This window comes from Pseudomonas sp. 22490 (genome assembly GCF_052044465.1).
Taxonomy (GTDB): Bacteria; Pseudomonadota; Gammaproteobacteria; order Pseudomonadales; family Pseudomonadaceae; genus Pseudomonas; species Pseudomonas aeruginosa.
This window is the reverse complement of sequence record NZ_JBQENS010000056.1, coordinates 12,550-28,864: the sequence shown is the minus strand read 5'-3', so window position 1 is coordinate 28,864 and position 16,315 is coordinate 12,550. Positions and strand designations below refer to the sequence as shown.

Here is a 16,315-nt window from a genome sequence, read left to right as displayed (position 1 = left end):
GCGACGGTGATCCTCACCGATGGCGGCGGCAACCCGATCGGCCAGGCCACCGCCGACGGCAGCGGCAACTGGACGTTCACCCCGGGCACCCCGCTGGCCAACGGCACCGTGATCAACGCCGTGGCCCAGGACCCGGCCGGCAACACCAGCGGTCCGGCCAGCGTCACCGTCGATGCCATCGCCCCGCCGGCGCCGGTGATCGATCCGAGCAACGGAGTCGTCATCAGCGGTACGGCGGAAGCCGGGGCCACGGTGATCCTCACCGACGGCAACGGCAACCCGATCGGCCAGGTCACCGCCGACGGCAGCGGCAACTGGAGCTTCACGCCGGGCACGCCGCTGGCCAACGGCTCGGTGATCAATGCGCTGGCCCAGGACGCCGCCGGCAACACCAGCGGCCCGGCCAGCACCACGGTGGACTCGGTAGCCCCGGCCACCCCGGTGCTCGATCCGAGCAACGGTACGGTGATCAGCGGTACCGCCGAAGCCGGGGCCACGGTGATCCTCACCGACGGCGGCGGCAACCCGATAGGGCAGGCCACCGCCGATGGCAGCGGCAACTGGAGCTTCACTCCGGGCACACCGCTGACCAACGGCACGGTGATCAATGCGGTGGCCCAGGACGCCGCCGGCAACACCAGCGGTCCGGTCAGCACCACGGTGGACGCGGTGGCCCCGGCCACCCCGGTGATCGACCCGAGCAATGGTGTCGAACTCAGCGGCACCGCCGAACCCGGCGTCCGGGTGATCCTCACCGATGGCAATGGCAACCCGATCGGCCAGACCCTCGCCGACGGTAGCGGCAACTGGACCTTCACACCGGGCACGCCGCTGGCCAACGGCACGGTGGTCAACGCCGTGGCCCAGGACCCGGCCGGCAATACCAGCGGTCCGGCCAGCACCACGGTGGATACGGTGGCGCCGGCCATGCCGGTGATCAATGCCAGCAACGGCAGCGTGATCACCGGCACCGCCGAGGTCGGCGCCAAAGTGATCCTCACCGACGGCAACGGCAACCCGATCGGCGAGACCACCGCCGACGGCAGTGGCAACTGGACCTTCACCCCCGGCACGCCGCTGGCCAACGGTACGGTGATCAACGCCGTCGCCGAAGACGCCGCGGGCAACGCCAGCGGTCCGGCCAGCACCACGGTGGACTCGGTGGCGCCGTCCGCTCCGCTGCTGAGCATCAGCGCCGACGGCGCGCTGCTGACCGGCACCGCCGAGCCGAACAGTCAGGTGCGTATCGTGGTCAACGGCGACACCGCCAACCCGATCACGGTCACCGTCGACGGCGCCGGCAACTTCAGCCTGCCGTTCGCGCCGCCGCTGATCACCGGCGAACTGATCGCCGGGGTTGCCGTGGACGCCGCCGGCAACGTCAGCGGGCCGGCCACCATCAACGCGCCGGACCTGGCGCCGCCGACCATCAGCGTGCCGGAAGCCGCCGATACCTGGATCAACGCCGCGGAGATCGGCGACGGCATCCAGGTCGATGTGACGGTCCGTCCGACCATGCAGGTCGGCCAGGTGGTCACGGTCAAGTTCGCCGGGCAGAACGGCTACGAGGCCGAGGTCAGCCATACCCTCACCGCCGGCGACATCGCCGCCGGCAACCTGACCCTGACCCTGACGCCTCCCGGCGGCATGGGCCCGTTCCCGGAGGGCGCCTCGACCGTCACCGCCGACATCAACGGCGGCACCGCGTCGACCCCGGTGCCGTTCACCATCGACACCATTCCGCCGGCGACCCCGGTGCTGTCCCTGGTCGGCAACATCCTGACCATCTCGGCGGAGCCAGGGACCGAGTTGACGGTGACCGTCGACGTCGGCGGGGTGACCGCCACCGCCACGGTGACCGCCGACAACAGCGGGCTGGCGTCGCTGAACCTGCTCACCGACCTGGACATCGACTTCAGTTGGGACCAGTTGCTCAATGCCCAGGTGTCGGTGGTCGGACGCGACCCGGCCGGCAACCCGAGCAACACGGCGAGCATCGGCGTCGGCACCAGCATCGAGCAACCGGTGACCATCGGCAACTTCGGCCTCGACGTCAGCCTCAACCCGCTGAACCCGCGTTTCGGTTTCAGCGGAACCACCGAGCCTGACTCCAGCGTGGTGATCCGGGTCATCACCCCGGCGTTGAACGTCGAATTGCTGCCGATCCAGGCGGATTCGTCCGGAAACTTCTCGCTGAACCTGCTGAGCCCGACCATCCTCACCCAGTTGGGGCTGAACATCACCGACATCCTCAACCTCGGCTCGCAGATCTCGTTCAACCTGGTGTCCACCGACTCCAATGGCAACGACAGCGCCGCCTACGGGATCACCCTGACCCCCAACGGACTGTCGCTCAATATCGGCCAGATCGATGTCAACGGTACTTCCGGCGACGACGTGCTGTCCGGCGCCAACGGCAGTTCGGAGCACATCAACGGCGGCGACGGCAGCGACCTGATCTTCAACGTGGGCACCGGCGATCACGTGGTGGCCGGCAACGGCAACGACACCATCCAGATCACCGCGACCGATTTCGTCAGCATCGATGGCGGCGCCGGGTTCGACACCCTGGTCCTGGCCAACGGCATCGACCTCGACTACAACGCCGTCGGCGTCGGCACGCTCAGCAACCTCGAGCGCATCGACCTCGGCAAGGGCGATTCGGGTAGCGTGCTGACCCTGACCGCGGCGGAGGTGGATGCCATCACCGATGCCAACAACACGTTGCAGATCACCGGCGAGAACAACGACACCCTGAACGTGGTGGGCGCGGTGAATACCGGTACCACGCAACTGATCAACGGCATTACCTACGACGTCTACACCTTCGGCAGTACCACCCTGCTGATCGAGGACAACACGGTACAGGTCGTGGTCTGATGCGCGGGCGCAGGCAGTACGCGCGCAAGGGACGGCGGCATGGGAAGGGAGCCATCTGGCTCCTTTCCCTGGGTCTGCCGATGTTCGCGTCGGCCATGCCCCTCGACCAGGCGGTCAGGGCAGGGCTGGCGATCCACCCGGAAGTACGATCCGCGATGGCCGAAGCGGACCGTGCAGGCACCGAGGTGGAGATGGCCAAAGGGGGGTACTACCCCTCCGTGACGATGTCCGGGGGGCCGCAGGAGTTCGACTTCGGCGAGATCGTCTACGATCTCACCGCGTCGCAGATGCTGTACGACTGGGGTCGGGTAACGAGCAAGGTCGACAGCGCCAGCGCGACCCAGCGCAAGCTGTCCGAGGCGGTGCTGGTGGCGCGCGACGATGCGGCGCTGGATATCGTCGAGACCTACCTCGACGTGCTTGCCTCGGAGCGCCGGGTGGAGGCGGTGCGCGAACACATCCAGCGCCTCGACGGCATCCGCGAGATGACCCAGGCGCGCGGCGGCGACGGCTACGCCGACCGCAGCGAGCTGGATCGCGCCAATCTGGAACTGTCGCGGGCCCAGGAGCAGTTGTCGCTGGAGAAGGGCAACCTGCAGGACGCGCGCAACCAGTACGCGATCCTGGTCGGCCAGGAGCCCGCCGACCTGGTGGAGCCCGAGCCGATGTCGCTGCAACGCTACCTGGCGGCCAGCGATATGGCGCGGGTGATCCGCGAATCGCCTTTGCAGCGCAAGGCCCTGGAGGACGCCAATGTCGCCGAGGCCGAGGTCCGCGAGGCCAAGGCGTCGCTGCTGCCGCAACTGAACCTGGAGGCCAGCGCGCTGCGCCGGGAGATCGGCGGGCATCCGGAAAGCGACTCGGTGGTATCCCTGCGCTTCCGCATGGACACCTTCCAGGGGCTTTCCAACTTCCGCCGGCCGACCGCCGCGCAGCAGCGCCTGGAGTCGGCGAAATGGAGCGCCGACGCGATGCAGCGCGACATCCGCCGGCAACTGCAGAACCTCTTCGACAACGGCGACACGCTGCGCTGGCGGGAACAGTCGCTAACCCAGCAGGTGACCGAGTCGGAGCAGGTCGGCGAGTTGTATCGCGAACAGTTCGAGGTTGGCCGGCGCGACGTGATCGACCTGCTCAACGTGCAGCGCGAGCGGTTCGAGGCAGAGCGGCAACTGATCAACCTGCGGATCGAACGCAAGCGCATCGAGTATCGGGCGGCCGCGCAAGTCGGCCTGTTGGGTCCGCTATTGGAGAACCGGCTGAATCATGGAAGCTGAGAAAACCCCGGATAACGTCGTGATCCTCAACCACGACCCCATCGTCGACCCGTTGCGCCAGGGCTTGTTGCTGCTCTGCCGGCAGCTTGGCCGACCGCTCGGCGACGCCGAACTGGTGGACGGCATGCCGCTGGAGCACGGTCGCCTGCCGTTGCACCTGGTGGCCCGCGCGTTGCGCCGCGCCGACATCACCGCCCAGGTCACCCGCCAGCCGTTGCGCCGGATCGACCGCTACCTGCTGCCGGCCCTGCTGCTGCTCGACGACGGCCGCGCCCTGGTGCTGGTGGGCAACGACGGCGGGCACGCCGAGGTGCTGGTACCGCAGAGCGACGGCGGAAGCCAGAGGATGCCGCTGGCCGAGCTGGAAGCGCTGTACAGCGGCACGGCGATCTTCGCCAAGTGCCGCTACCGCCCGGACGGGCGGGTCGGCGACTACGCCAGCGCCTTGCCCGAACACTGGTTCTTCGGCCCGCTCAAGCGGCTCTGGCGTTCCTACGCCGAGGTCACCGCCGCGGCGTTGGTGGCCAACGTCCTGGCGGTCGCCTCGGCACTGTTCGCCATGCAGGTCTACGACCGCGTGGTGCCCAACGCGGCGTTCGACACCCTGTGGATCCTCGCCAGCGGCGTGGCCCTGGCGATCGTCCTCGACGGTGTCCTGCGGATCATGCGCGGCCACCTGCTCAACGTGCTCGGCAAGCGCCTCGACCTGCAACTCTCGACCCTGCTGTTCTCCCGCGTGCTGAGCACCCGGGTCGCCGCCAAGCCGGCGTCGATGGGCGCCTTCAGTACCCAGGTGCGGGAGTTCGAGTCGGTGCGCGAGTTCTTTACCTCGTCCAGCGCGGCGCTGATCAGCGACCTGCCGTTCGTGGCGATCTTCCTGCTGATCATCGCCGTGATCGGCGGCCATGTGGTCTGGGTGCCGCTGGTGGCCTGCGTGCTGATGATCCTGCCGGGGCTGCTGACCCAGCGCCTGCTCGGCCACCTGTCGCGGCAGAACCTGCGCGAAGGGGCGATGAAGAACGGCGTGCTGCTGGAAGCCTTCGAGCACCTGGAGACGGTCAAGGCGACCCGCGCCGAAGGCCGCTGCCTGCACCAGTGGGAAACCCTGACCGGCGAACTGGCCGGTACGGCGATGAAGACCCATACCCTGGCCTCGACCCTGAGCTACTCGGCGAGCATCGTCCAGCAGCTCTGCTACGTCGGCGTGGTGGTCTTCGGCGTCTATCGGATCAGCGAGGGCGCGATGACCGTCGGCGGCCTGGTGGCCTGCTCGATCCTCGCCTCGCGGGCCATCGCACCGCTGTCGCAGGCGGCCGGCATCCTCGGTCGCTGGCAGCACACCAAGGTGGCGATGGAAGGCCTCGACCAACTGATGAGCGCCGAGCAGGAGCGACCCCAGGGCAAGCGCTTCGTGCACAAGGAGCGCCTGCAGGGACATTACCGCCTGGAGGGCGTGCGCCTGGCCCACGGCGACAGCCCGCCGGTGGTCGACGTGCAGGCCCTGAACATCCGCGCCGGCGAGCGGGTGGCGCTGCTCGGCGGCAACGGCGCCGGCAAGTCGACCCTGCTGCGCCTGCTCAGCGGCCTGCTCGACGTGCAGTCGGGACGCCTGCTGCTGGACGACGTCAGCCTGACCCAGATCGACCCGGCCGACCGCCAGCGCGGTATCGGCTACCTGCCGCAGGACGTGGCGCTGTTCCATGGCAGCCTGCGCGACAACCTCAACCTGGAGAACGCCGCGCTGGGCGACGAGGAACTGCTGGAGACCCTCGACGGGGTCGGCCTGGGCGCCTTCGTCCGCGGCCACCCGCTGGGGCTGGACATGCCGATCCAGGGCAACGCCAGCCTGTCCGGCGGCCAACGCCAGGCCGTCGGGCTGGCCCGGGTGCTGCTACAGGACCCTCCGATCCTGCTGCTCGACGAGCCGACCGCGGCCTTCGACCAGGGCAGCGAGAAACAGGTCATCGACTACCTGCAGCAATGGTTGGGCAAGCGCACCCTGGTCATCACCACCCACAAGAAAAGCATGCTCGCCCTGGTCGAGCGTGCGGTGGTCCTGCGCCAGGGCAGGGTGATCATGGACGGCCCGCTGGAGCAGGTGGTGCAGGGCAACCAGGTACAGGCACCGCAGGCCGCCGAAGGAGGCAACCATGGACTCTGACCGCGACGCCGCCGCCCTGCGCCGGCAACTGGCCGACCCGTTGCTGGCGGCTACCCACCCGGTCTACCGGCCGCTGCTCTGGACCCTGCTCGGTTGCGTGCTGCTGTTCATCGGCTGGGCGGCCTGGGCGCAACTGGACGAGGTGACCCGCGGCGACGGTCGGGTCGTGCCGTTCAGCCGCATCCAGAAGATCCAGAGCCTGGAGGGCGGCATCCTCGACCGCCTGCTGGTGAAGGAGGGCGACCTGGTGGAAGTCGGCCAGCCGCTGGTGCGCCTCGACGAGACGCGCTTCCTCACCAACTTCCAGGAGTCGGCGAACCAGGCCAGCGTGCTGCGCGCGGCCATTGCCCGGCTCGACGCCGAGGTGCTAGGCAAGAAGAGCATCGAGTTCCCGCCGGACGTCGATCCCGAGGGGCCGCTGGCGCGTTCCGAACGCGAGCTGTTCAAGTCGCGCCGCGACAAACTGGTGGAGGGCACCCAGGCGATCCAGCGGCAGATCCACCTGGCGCAGAGCCAGCTCGACCTGGTTCGCCCGCTGGTGGCCAAGCGTGCGGTGAGCCAGATGGAGGCGCTCAAGCTGAGCCAGGACATCGCCACCCTCAGCGGCAAGCTGACCGAGCTGAAAAGCACCTATTTCCAGGATGCCTATACCGAGCGCGCACAGCGCAAGGCCGATCTCAGCGCCCTGGAACCGATCGTCCAGCAGCGCCAGGACCAGTTGCGCCGCACCGAGATCCTGTCGCCAGTGCGCGGGCGGGTGAACACCGTGCTGATCAACACCCGCGGCGGGGTGATCCAGCCCGGCGAGCCGATCATGGAAGTGATCCCGGTAGAGGAGCGTCTGCTGGTGGAGGCGAAGATCAAGCCGCGCGACGTGGCCTTCCTGGTTCCCGGCATGCCGGCCAAGGTGAAGATCACCGCCTACGACTACACCATCTACGGCGACCTCAAGGGCACCCTGGAGCAGATCAGTGCCGACACCATCGAGGAGGACACCCCGCATGGCAAGGAGTCCTACTACCAGGTGCTGATCAAGACCGATGGCAGCCAGTTGAAGCGCGGCGAGGAGGTGTTACCGATCATTCCGGGGATGGTCGCCGAGGTGGACATCCTCAGCGGCAAGCGCAGCGTGCTCAACTACCTGCTGCGGCCGCTGATCAAGGCGCGCCTTTACTGAGGCGTGCAGGACAGGCCCGGTCGGTGGAAACGTGCCAGCCGCTTCCCTGTAGCCATGGCGAGCTACGTAGGCGGTGGCGCTGGTAACGCTGCCCGGGCGGGCGCACGCTAGGCGTCGCGCCGAACTGCGAGGCGCTGTCGGGTCCTGGCGTCGAGTAGCTCGCGCAGGGTCTTGAACAACGGTGCGCGGTCGGTATAGCGACGGCCGTAGTCGAGGTTGAAGGCATAGTCGAAGTCCGCCGGATTGTCGCCCTGGGTGTGCTGGAGCAGGGTTTCCAGCTTGTCCAGGGCCTTCACTGCCAGGGCTTCGGCGGACTCGCCGCGCTCGTATTCGTCCCACAGGGCGAGCAGGCGGTCGCGCAGCGGAGCGTCGAGGTGACGGGTCAGCTGCAACAGGTCGGCGCGTTCCTGTTCGCCTTTGTCCGGGTGCGCGGCCTGCTCGACGGCAGGGATGTCGCCGTGGATCGCTTCGCCGAGGTCGTGGACCACGCACATGCGCAGGACCTTGCCGAGGTCCAGGCCGGCCAGTTGGTCCTCGAAGGCCAGTGCCATCAGGCACAGCCGCCAGCTATGTTCGGCGGTGCTTTCCGGGCGGCCGGAGGAGGTGTGCGCGGAGCGCAGGACGTCTTTCAGGCGTTCGGCTTCGCGGAGGAATTCGAGGCGGTTGCTCAGCAGTTCGAGGGACATGGCGCGGGCTCCGCTACCGGTGAAACGAGCCTGCAAGCCTAGGCGCGGCGGTGCTGAAGGTCCATGGATAAAATATCCGCGGCGACGTTCAGAGGGTTTCCACCAGGCGCACCGCGCGTCCGTCCGAGAGGGTCATGCGGGTCCAGCGGCAACGGCTGCGCCGGATCGGCACGATGGCCGAGGCGTTCGCTCCGCTGGCGAACTCCAGCGCCGGCGGTGCCAGCAGTTCGCGCCAGCCGAGTTCCTCGAGGGTGGCTTCCTGGCGGAGGATTTCCTCGCTGCAATAGGGCCACAGCGAACGGTCGAGCAGTTCGCCGAGAGGCACGCCGAATTGCGCGGCGCGTGCCGGCGAACAGGCCAACAGGCGATGGGTGAGGTCGCAGATCAGGTGCACGGGTTGCGGGTTGGCCTCGACCAGGCGGGCCAGTGCCTGGTCGGCGGCGGCTTCCAGGCGGGCGCCGAGCAGACGCTCCAGGCGTGCCCGTTCCTCCACCAGCAGCGCCTGGGTACCGGATTCCCAGCGCGAGATGGTCGATTGCGCCACGCCGAGCAATTCGGCGGCATGCGTTTGCTTGACCCGGTGCAGCAGGCGCCAGCGACGCAGGGCGGGGCCCAGGGACGAAGAAGGGAGAGGCTCGGTCATGCTTGGCTACGCGGGCGAATGGACGCTGAAGTCTGCGCCCGACGCCGGGCGGAGGCAAATCGGCGCGACACCGGGGGGACCCGTATGGTCGGCGGCGATCCTCGGAGGGCCGCCCGCGCCGCGCCGGCAGCCGTGGAGCTGCCGGCGGGCGTCTCGCTCAGGCCTTGGCGAAGGAGGTGGGGAAGGGCAGGTTGTACAGGCGTTGCCCGGTGGCGGCGAAGATCGCATTGGCCAGCGCCGGGCCGATGGGCGCCACACCGGGTTCGCCGACCCCGGTGGGCGCTTCGCCGGAGGGCACGATGTGCACTTCGACCTTGGGCATCTCGGCGATCCGCAGCACCTGGTAGCCGTCGAAGTTGTTCTGCTCGACCTTGCCGTCCTTCAGGGTGATCGCGCTGTGCAGGATCGCGCCGAGGCCGAAGCCGATGCCGCCCTCCATCTGCGCGGCGATCACGTCCGGGTTGATCGGGATGCCACAGTCCACCGCACAGACCACCCGCTCGACCTTCAGCTTGCCGTCCTTGTCCACCGAGACCTCGACCACCTGGGCGACGAAGGTCTTGAATGCCTCGGTCACCGCGATCCCGCGCCCGCGCCCGGCGGGCAGCGGCCTGGACGGGTCCCAGCCGGCCTTTTCCGCAGCCAGTTCGAGCACGCCGCGCAGGCGCGGCTGCTCTGCCAGCAGGTCGCGGCGGAACAGGTAGGGGTCCTTGCCGGCGGCCTGCGCCGCCTCGTCGATGAACGCCTCCACCGCGTAGACCGTGTGCGAGCTGCCGACCACCCGCCACCACAGGACCGGCACGCCGACCTGGGTGGTGCTCAGCTCGACCGAGACATTGGGCACCGCATAGGGCAGGTTGGCGGCGCCTTCCACCGAGGTGGCGTCGATGCCGTCCTTGACCATCACCGCGGCGAACGGCGTGCCTTCCAGGATCGACTGGCCGACGATGCGATGTTGCCAGCCGACCAGCTTGCCGTCGGCGTCGAGCCCGGCTTCGAGCCGGTGGTAGTACATCGGCCGGTAGAAACCGCCGTGGATGTCGTCCTCGCGGGTCCATTGCAGCTTCACCGGCACGCCGTTGGCGCCCAGCGCCTTGGCGATCGATACCGCCTCGACGATATAGTCCGACCAGGCGTTGGCGCGCCGGCCGAAGCTGCCGCCGGCGTAGAGCGTATTGATCTTCACCTGCTCCGGCTTCAGCCCGGCGGTGCGCGCCGCGTTGCCCTGGTCGACGGTCTGGAACTGGTCGCCGGCCCAGATCTCGCAGCTGTCGGCGGTCAGCCTGACCACCGCGTCCAGCGGCTCCATCGGCGCATGGGCGAGGAACGGGAACTCGTAGCTGGCGGCGATCCTGCGGGTCGCCCCGGCCACCGCCTTGGCGGCGTCGCCGTCCCTGCGCGCGGGCTTGCCGGGTTGCTCGGCGAGCTTGCGGTACTCCGCCATCAGCGCCTCGGAACCACGCTTCTCGGCCTTGCTCTCGTCCCACTCGACCTTGAGCGCGTCGCGGCCTTGCTTCGCCGCCCAGAAGCCCTTGGCGACCACCGCCACGCCGTGCGGCACCTGGACCACCTCGACCACCCCCGGAATCGCCCTGGTCGCCGTGGCGTCGAACGATTTCACCGTGGCGCCGAACAGCGGCGGGCGCTGGAGCAGGGCGACCAGCATGCCGGGCAGGCTGACGTCGAGGGTGAATTGCGCACTGCCGTCGGTCTTGCCGGGAACGTCGACGCGCGGCGCCTGGTGACCGATCAGGCGGAAGTCCTTGGGATCCTTCAATTGCACTTTTTCCGGCACCGGCAGTTCCGCCGCCGCAGCGGCCAGCGAACCGTAGCTGGCCTTGCGCTGGCTGGCCGGATGTTCGACGAAGCCGTCGCGGGTGCGCAGTTCGGTGGCCGGCACTCGCCACTGGCGGGCGGCGGCCTCGACCAGCATCGCGCGCGCCTTGGCCCCGGCCTCGCGCAATTGCATCCAGGAGTTGGCCATCGCCGAACTGCCGCCGGTGCCCTGCATGGTGCCGAAGGCCAGGTTGGCGTAGCGCTTGGCGTCGGCGGGCGCGCTTTCCACGCGGACCTTGCTCCAGTCCGCGTCGAGTTCCTCGGCGACGATGGTGGCGATACCGGTATAGGCACCCTGGCCCATCTCCACGTGCTTGGCGATCACCGTGACACTGTCGTCCGGAGCGATCCGCAGGAAGGCGTTGGGCGCGAAGCCGGCGTCCGGCAGGGCCGCGGCGAGGGCACGCCGGGCTCCGCTCCACTGGAAGCCGATGGTCAGGCCGACCACCGCGGCGCCTTTGAGGAAGCCGCGGCGCGAGCCGGGAAGGGCGTTGCTCAGATCGATCTTGCTGTTCATGGCGTCAGGCCTTCAGGGTGTCGGCGGCTTCGTGGATGGCGGCGCGGATCCGCACATAGGCGGCGCAGCGGCAGATGTTGCCGTTCATCGCGGCATCGATGTCGGCGTCGCTGGGGCTGGCGTTCTGCTCCAGCAGCGCGGTGGCGGACATGATCTGGCCGGACTGGCAGTAGCCGCACTGCGGTACCTGGAGCTTGACCCAGGCGTCCTGCACGGCCTTGCCGGGCTTGCTCTGGATACCCTCGATGGTGGTGACGCGCTTGCCGGCGACCGCGGAGACCGGCAGCACGCAGGAACGTACCGCGGTGCCGTCCAGTTGCACGGTGCAGGCGCCGCACTGGGCCATGCCGCAGCCGAACTTGGTGCCGTGCAGGCCGGCGCTTTCCCGGATGGCCCAGAGCAGGGGCATGTTGGGATCGACGTCGAGGGTGACGTTCTTGCCGTTCAGGACGAGCGAGGTGGGCATGCTGATTCTCCACGGAAAGGCCCGGGCAGGGCGTTATCTCTTATCAGGCAGGGATGCATCGGGCGAAGTGTGCGCGAAGGACGAAACGGACGCCTTGCACGATCCTGCGAAAGTCTAGATCAATCCTGCCGAGCGTCTCGGCGGGCGCGGCGCGGAAACGCGGCGAAACAACTCCGTCGGCGCAGGCGTTCACCCGGCATCGGCAACGCGCTAGGATCGCTGCCGTCGGTGACTGACGCCCGCCCGGGCGGCACGCACTTTCAGCCGGAAGCGGGACGACCCGTTTTCCCTCTTTCATTGCGCGGGGACGACCCTGCAGAGAGGCTGAAAATGGCGTGGATCTATCTCTTGCTCGCCGGTGTCTTCGAAATCGTCTGGGCCACGGCCATGAAGGAGTCGGCCGGCTTCACCCGCCTGTGGCCGAGCCTGGTCACCCTGCTGTTCATGATCCTCAGCTTCGGCCTGCTGGCCGTTTCCATGAAAACCCTGCCCCTCGGCACGGCCTACACCATCTGGGTCGGCATCGGTGCGGTCGGCGCCTTCGCCCTGGGCATCCTGCTCTTCGGCGAAAGCCCGAGCCCGTTGCGGCTGCTGGCGGTGGGGCTGATCGTGGCCGGCATCGTCATTCTCAAGCTGGCGACCCGTCAGGGCTGAGGGGCGACCATCATGTACGCATCCTTCGCTCCCGCGACCTGGGCCTTGCTCGCCTACCTCTTCGGCGCGCTCGCCCTTTGCCTGCTCATGCTGGGGTTGGGCCGGGTGCTGGGCGGCCGATCGCATGGCCGGGCGAAGAACCTGCCGTTCGAGTCGGGGGTGGATTCCACCGGCTCGTCGCGCTTGCGCTTCTCGGTCAAGTACGCGTTGGTCGCCATGCTGTTCGTGATCTTCGGCATCGAGATGCCGTTCCTCTACCTCTGGGCGGTGTCGCTACGGGAGAATGGCTGGGCGGGTTTCGTCGAGGCGACGCTGTTCGTCTCCCTGCTGCTGGTCGGACTGTTCTACCTGCACCGGGTCGGCGCCCTCGACTGGTCGCCGGAGCGCCGGCGGAAAAAGCCGCACGACTAGTCGTGGAGGATCACCAGCAGGTAGCGGCAGGCTTGCCCGGCGGTGGCGAAGGTCACCGCGCGGTCGACGCCGAAGTCCAGGCGGTCGCCGCGTTGCAGGTGGAACGACTGCTCGCCGTAATCCACCCGCAGCGCACCCTCGACCAGCCACAGGCGCTGCCGGTAGGGCCGGCCGCCCCAGCGGGGATAGTCGAGGCGGGCGTTCGCCGGGATCTCCACTTCCACCATCTCGCAGCCGCTGCGCGGATCGCGAGCGCCGACCTGGCGGCGGCGGTAGCCGCTGGCCGGGTCTTCCCACACTTCCTGCTGCGCGCGCCGGCAGAGCGGTTCGGCCGGCGCCTGCGCGTCGCCGAGCAGCTCGGAGAGGGCGACCCCCAGGCCGCCGGCGAGACGGCCGAGGACGCTGGCGGTGGGGCTGCTTTGGTTGCGCTCGATGCGCGAGATCATCGCCTTGCTCACCGCGCAGCGTTCGGCCAGTTGGGCGAGGGTCAGCTCGCGCTCCTTGCGCAGGGCGGCTAGGCGTCGGGCAATCAGTTCGTCGATATCCATGAGTGGCCCTGGCGGATTTTTCTCGTCCATGATAGTCACTGTCCAATATATTGGAAATTCGACCTTGCATTGGAGCTTGCCCGCGATGACCGAACCGACGATTCGCCGCCTGGCTGGCGAGGAGATTCTGGCGCGCCTGGACGAACTGGCCGAGGTACTGCTGGACTGCGTGGAAGGCGGGGCTTCGGTCAGCTTCATGTGGCCGTTGCCGCGGGAGCGGGCGCTGGTTTTCTGGCGCGGCGTCGGCGAGAGCGTGGCGGGCGATGAACGCCTGCTGCTGGTGGCGGAAGCGGAGGGGCGGATCGTCGGTACCGTGCAACTGCTCCTCGACCAACCGCCGAACCAGCCGCACCGCGCCGACGTGGCGAAGATGCTGGTGCACCGGCGTGCGCGTCGGCGCGGCATCGGCGAGGCGCTGATGGGCGAGCTGGACCGGCTCGCCCGGGCCTGCGGCAAGTCCCTGCTGGTGCTGGATACGGTCAGCGGCAGCGCCGCCGAACGGCTGTACCTGAAGACCGGCTGGACACGGGTCGGGGAAATCCCGGACTACGCCCTGATGCCGGACGGCACGCCCTGCCCCACCACCTATTTCTACAAGCGCCTGGCTGCTGCCGGCTGACCGAAGATGCCAGCGTTCCCAAGGCAGGCCGGGTAGAATCGGCGGATGCGAGAGATTCGGGGTCGATGGTGGAGTTACTGCAAGGGTTCGTCCTGACCCGGCACTGGCGCGATACGCCGGCCGGCACGGAAGTCGCGTTCTGGCTGGCGACCGAGCAGGGCCCGCGGCAGGTGCGGCTGCCGCCGCAGCCGTCGGTGGCGTTCGTCCTCGCCGAGCAGCGCGGGCGCGTCGAGTCCCTGCTCGCCGGGGAGACTGGCGCCGAGCTGCGGCCGCTGGCGCTGCGCGACTTCCAGCAGCGGCCGGTGCTCGGCCTGTACTGCCAGCAGCATCGCCAACTGATGAATCTGGAGAAACGCTTGCGCCAGGCCGGCGTCGAGGTGTTCGAGGCCGATATCCGGCCGCCGGAGCGCTACCTGATGGAGCGCTTCATCACCGCGCCGGTCAGCCTGGAGGCGAGTGTCGAGGCTGACGGCAGCCTGCTCGCCCGGCGCCTGAAGCCGGCTCCGGACTATCGCCCGCGCCTGCGCCTGGTGTCGCTGGACATCGAGACCAACGCCCGCGGCGATCTCTACTCCATTGCCCTGGAAGGCTGCGGCCAGCGCCAGGTATACATGCTCGGCCCGGCCAACGGCGATGCCGCGGCCGTGGATTTCCGCCTCGACTATTGCGACAGCCGTGCCGGGCTGCTGGAACGTCTCAACCAGTGGCTGGCCGAGCACGATCCCGACGCCATCATCGGCTGGAACCTGGTGCAGTTCGACCTGCGCGTCCTGCATGAGCATGCCCAGCGCCTGAAGGTGCCGCTGCGCCTGGGGCGTGGCGGCGACGAAATGGGCTGGCGCGAGCACGGCAGCCGCAACAACCACTTTTTCGCCGCGGCGGCCGGCCGCCTGATCATCGATGGCATCGAGGCGCTGCGCTCGGCGACCTGGAGCTTCCCCTCGTTCAGCCTGGAGAACGTCGCCCGGACCCTGCTCGGCGAAGGCAAGGCGATCGACAATCCGTACCAGCGGATGGACGAGATCGATCGCATGTTCGCCGAGGACAAGCCGGCCCTCGCGCACTACAACCTGAAGGACTGCGAATTGGTGACGCGGATCTTCGCCCGTACCGAACTGCTCGACTTCCTCCTCGAACGGGCCACCGTCACCGGCCTGCCGGCGGACCGCAGCGGCGGCTCGGTGGCGGCCTTCACCCACCTGTACATGCCGTTGATGCACCGCGCCGGCTTCGTCGCCCCGAACCTCGGCGAGAAGCGTCCGGAAGCCAGTCCCGGCGGCTTCGTCATGGACTCGCGGCCGGGCCTCTACGAATCGGTGCTGGTGCTCGACTACAAGAGCCTGTATCCGTCGATCATCCGTACCTTCCTGATCGATCCGGTCGGCCTGGTGGAAGGCCTGCGCCAGCCGGACGACGAGCACTCGGTGGAAGGCTTTCGCGGCGCCCGCTTCTCGCGTACCCGGCATTGCCTGCCGGCCATCGTCGCACGGGTCTGGGAGGGCCGCGAGGCGGCCAAGCGCGAACGCAACCAGCCGCTCTCGCAGGCGTTGAAGATCATCATGAACGCCTTCTACGGGGTGCTGGGTTCCAGCGGCTGCCGCTTCTTCGACCCGCGCCTGGCCTCGTCCATCACCCTGCGCGGGCATCGGATCATGCGCCGTACCCGCGAGTTGATCGAGGCCGAGGGCTATACGGTGATCTATGGCGATACCGACTCCACCTTCGTCTGGCTCGGCAGCCCCCGCGCCGAGGAGGAGGCCGCGGCCATCGGCCGGGCGCTGGTGGCGCGGGTCAACGACTGGTGGCGCGAGCACCTGAAAGAAGAATTCGGCCTCGACAGCGCCCTCGAGCTGCAATTCGAGACCCATTACCGGCGTTTTCTCATGCCCACCGTGCGCGGCGCCGAGGAGGGCAGCAAGAAACGCTACGCCGGCCTGGTGCGCCGCGCCGACGGTGGCGAGGAGATGGTCTTCAAGGGCCTGGAGACCGTGCGCACCGACTGGTCGCCGCTGGCCCAGCGCTTCCAGCAGGAACTCTACCTGCGCATCTTCAATCGCCAGCCCTACCAGGACTACGTGCGCGATTACGTACGACGGACCCTGGCCGGCGAGCTGGACGACCTGCTGGTCTACCGCAAGCGCCTGCGCCGGCGCCTCGACGATTACCAGCGCAACGTGCCGCCGCATGTGCGCGCGGCGCGCATCGCCGACGACTACAACCTCGAGCGCGGGCGCCCGCGGCAGTACCAGAGCGGCGGCTGGATCAGCTACGTGATCAGCGTCGCCGGTCCCGAGCCGCTCGAGGCGCGGCGTTCGGCCATCGACTACGAGCACTACGTGGGCAAGCAGTTGCAGCCGGTGGCCGACGCCATCCTGCCGTTCGTCGGCGATGATTTCGCCACTTTGGTCGACCGGCAGATGGCGCTGTTCTGAGGCTGCCG

General features: G+C 68.6%; 13 protein-coding genes. 8 read left to right on the top strand and 5 right to left on the bottom strand.

Annotation, left to right across the window (positions count from 1 at the left end; all coding sequences use genetic code 11):
- The 4 genes from ACTJJX_RS33765 to ACTJJX_RS33750 all read left to right on the top strand — a co-directional run.
- On the top strand, positions 1 to 2,880 hold a 2,880-nt coding region (locus tag ACTJJX_RS33765; protein WP_049284781.1), incomplete at its 5' end, for an Ig-like domain-containing protein.
- Positions 2,880 to 4,157, top strand: coding sequence for a TolC family protein (locus ACTJJX_RS33760; RefSeq protein ID WP_003102743.1), 1,278 nt, complete (start codon positions 2,880 to 2,882; stop codon positions 4,155 to 4,157). The genes ACTJJX_RS33765 and ACTJJX_RS33760, both read left to right, overlap by 1 nt.
- Positions 4,147 to 6,318, top strand: coding sequence for a type I secretion system permease/ATPase (locus tag ACTJJX_RS33755; protein ID WP_016851733.1), 2,172 nt, complete (start codon positions 4,147 to 4,149; stop codon positions 6,316 to 6,318). The genes ACTJJX_RS33760 and ACTJJX_RS33755 overlap by 11 nt, the downstream gene beginning before the upstream one ends.
- Positions 6,308 to 7,495: an HlyD family efflux transporter periplasmic adaptor subunit gene (locus ACTJJX_RS33750; RefSeq protein WP_003102741.1), complete on the top strand. Its 1,188-nt coding sequence runs from the start codon at positions 6,308 to 6,310 to the stop codon at positions 7,493 to 7,495. The genes ACTJJX_RS33755 and ACTJJX_RS33750 overlap by 11 nt, the downstream gene beginning before the upstream one ends.
- 107 nt (positions 7,496 to 7,602) lie before the next feature.
- On the opposite strand, the gene ACTJJX_RS33745 is transcribed toward ACTJJX_RS33750, so the two are convergent.
- The 4 genes from ACTJJX_RS33745 to ACTJJX_RS33730 all read right to left on the bottom strand — a co-directional run bounded on the left by ACTJJX_RS33745 (position 7,603) and on the right by ACTJJX_RS33730 (position 11,643).
- Positions 7,603 to 8,181: an HD domain-containing protein gene (locus ACTJJX_RS33745; protein ID WP_003114949.1), complete on the bottom strand. Its 579-nt coding sequence runs from the start codon at positions 8,179 to 8,181 to the stop codon at positions 7,603 to 7,605.
- Positions 8,182 to 8,269: 88 nt separating this feature from the next.
- Positions 8,270 to 8,824, bottom strand: coding sequence for a helix-turn-helix domain-containing protein (locus ACTJJX_RS33740; RefSeq protein ID WP_003088112.1), 555 nt, complete (start codon positions 8,822 to 8,824; stop codon positions 8,270 to 8,272).
- Between the two features lie 157 nt (positions 8,825 to 8,981).
- Positions 8,982 to 11,177, bottom strand: a complete 2,196-nt coding sequence (locus ACTJJX_RS33735; protein ID WP_004349295.1) for a xanthine dehydrogenase family protein molybdopterin-binding subunit — start codon at positions 11,175 to 11,177, stop codon at positions 8,982 to 8,984.
- Between the two features lie 4 nt (positions 11,178 to 11,181).
- A complete protein-coding gene (locus ACTJJX_RS33730) occupies positions 11,182 to 11,643 on the bottom strand; it encodes a (2Fe-2S)-binding protein (RefSeq protein ID WP_003102736.1) in 462 nt (153 codons plus the stop codon).
- A 330-nt stretch (positions 11,644 to 11,973) separates the two neighbouring features.
- Here ACTJJX_RS33730 and ACTJJX_RS33725 point away from each other — a divergent pair, with 330 nt between their 5' ends.
- Both ACTJJX_RS33725 and ndhC read left to right on the top strand, forming a co-directional pair.
- The gene (locus tag ACTJJX_RS33725; protein ID WP_003102734.1) at positions 11,974 to 12,297 is read left to right on the top strand and encodes a DMT family transporter; all 324 of its coding nucleotides are present in this window, start codon (positions 11,974 to 11,976) and stop codon (positions 12,295 to 12,297) included.
- Positions 12,298 to 12,309: 12 nt separating this feature from the next.
- Positions 12,310 to 12,708 carry an NADH-quinone oxidoreductase subunit A gene (ndhC, locus tag ACTJJX_RS33720; protein ID WP_003088123.1) on the top strand — a complete coding sequence of 133 codons (399 nt, stop codon included), beginning with the start codon at positions 12,310 to 12,312 and terminating at the stop codon, positions 12,706 to 12,708.
- Here ndhC and ACTJJX_RS33715 read toward each other — a convergent pair.
- On the bottom strand, positions 12,705 to 13,256 hold the full coding sequence (locus ACTJJX_RS33715) for a helix-turn-helix domain-containing protein (protein WP_003102727.1): 552 nt from the start codon (positions 13,254 to 13,256) through the stop codon (positions 12,705 to 12,707). The genes ndhC and ACTJJX_RS33715 overlap by 4 nt on opposite strands.
- Positions 13,257 to 13,341: 85 nt before the next feature.
- On the opposite strand from ACTJJX_RS33715, the gene ACTJJX_RS33710 reads away from it, so the two are divergent.
- Positions 13,342 to 13,875 carry a GNAT family N-acetyltransferase gene (locus tag ACTJJX_RS33710; protein WP_016851732.1) on the top strand — a complete coding sequence of 178 codons (534 nt, stop codon included), beginning with the start codon at positions 13,342 to 13,344 and terminating at the stop codon, positions 13,873 to 13,875.
- A 68-nt stretch (positions 13,876 to 13,943) separates the two neighbouring features.
- Entirely contained in the window at positions 13,944 to 16,307 is a 2,364-nt protein-coding gene (locus ACTJJX_RS33705) for a DNA polymerase II (protein WP_003122806.1), read from the top strand.
- Positions 16,308 to 16,315: the final 8 nt, after the last annotated feature.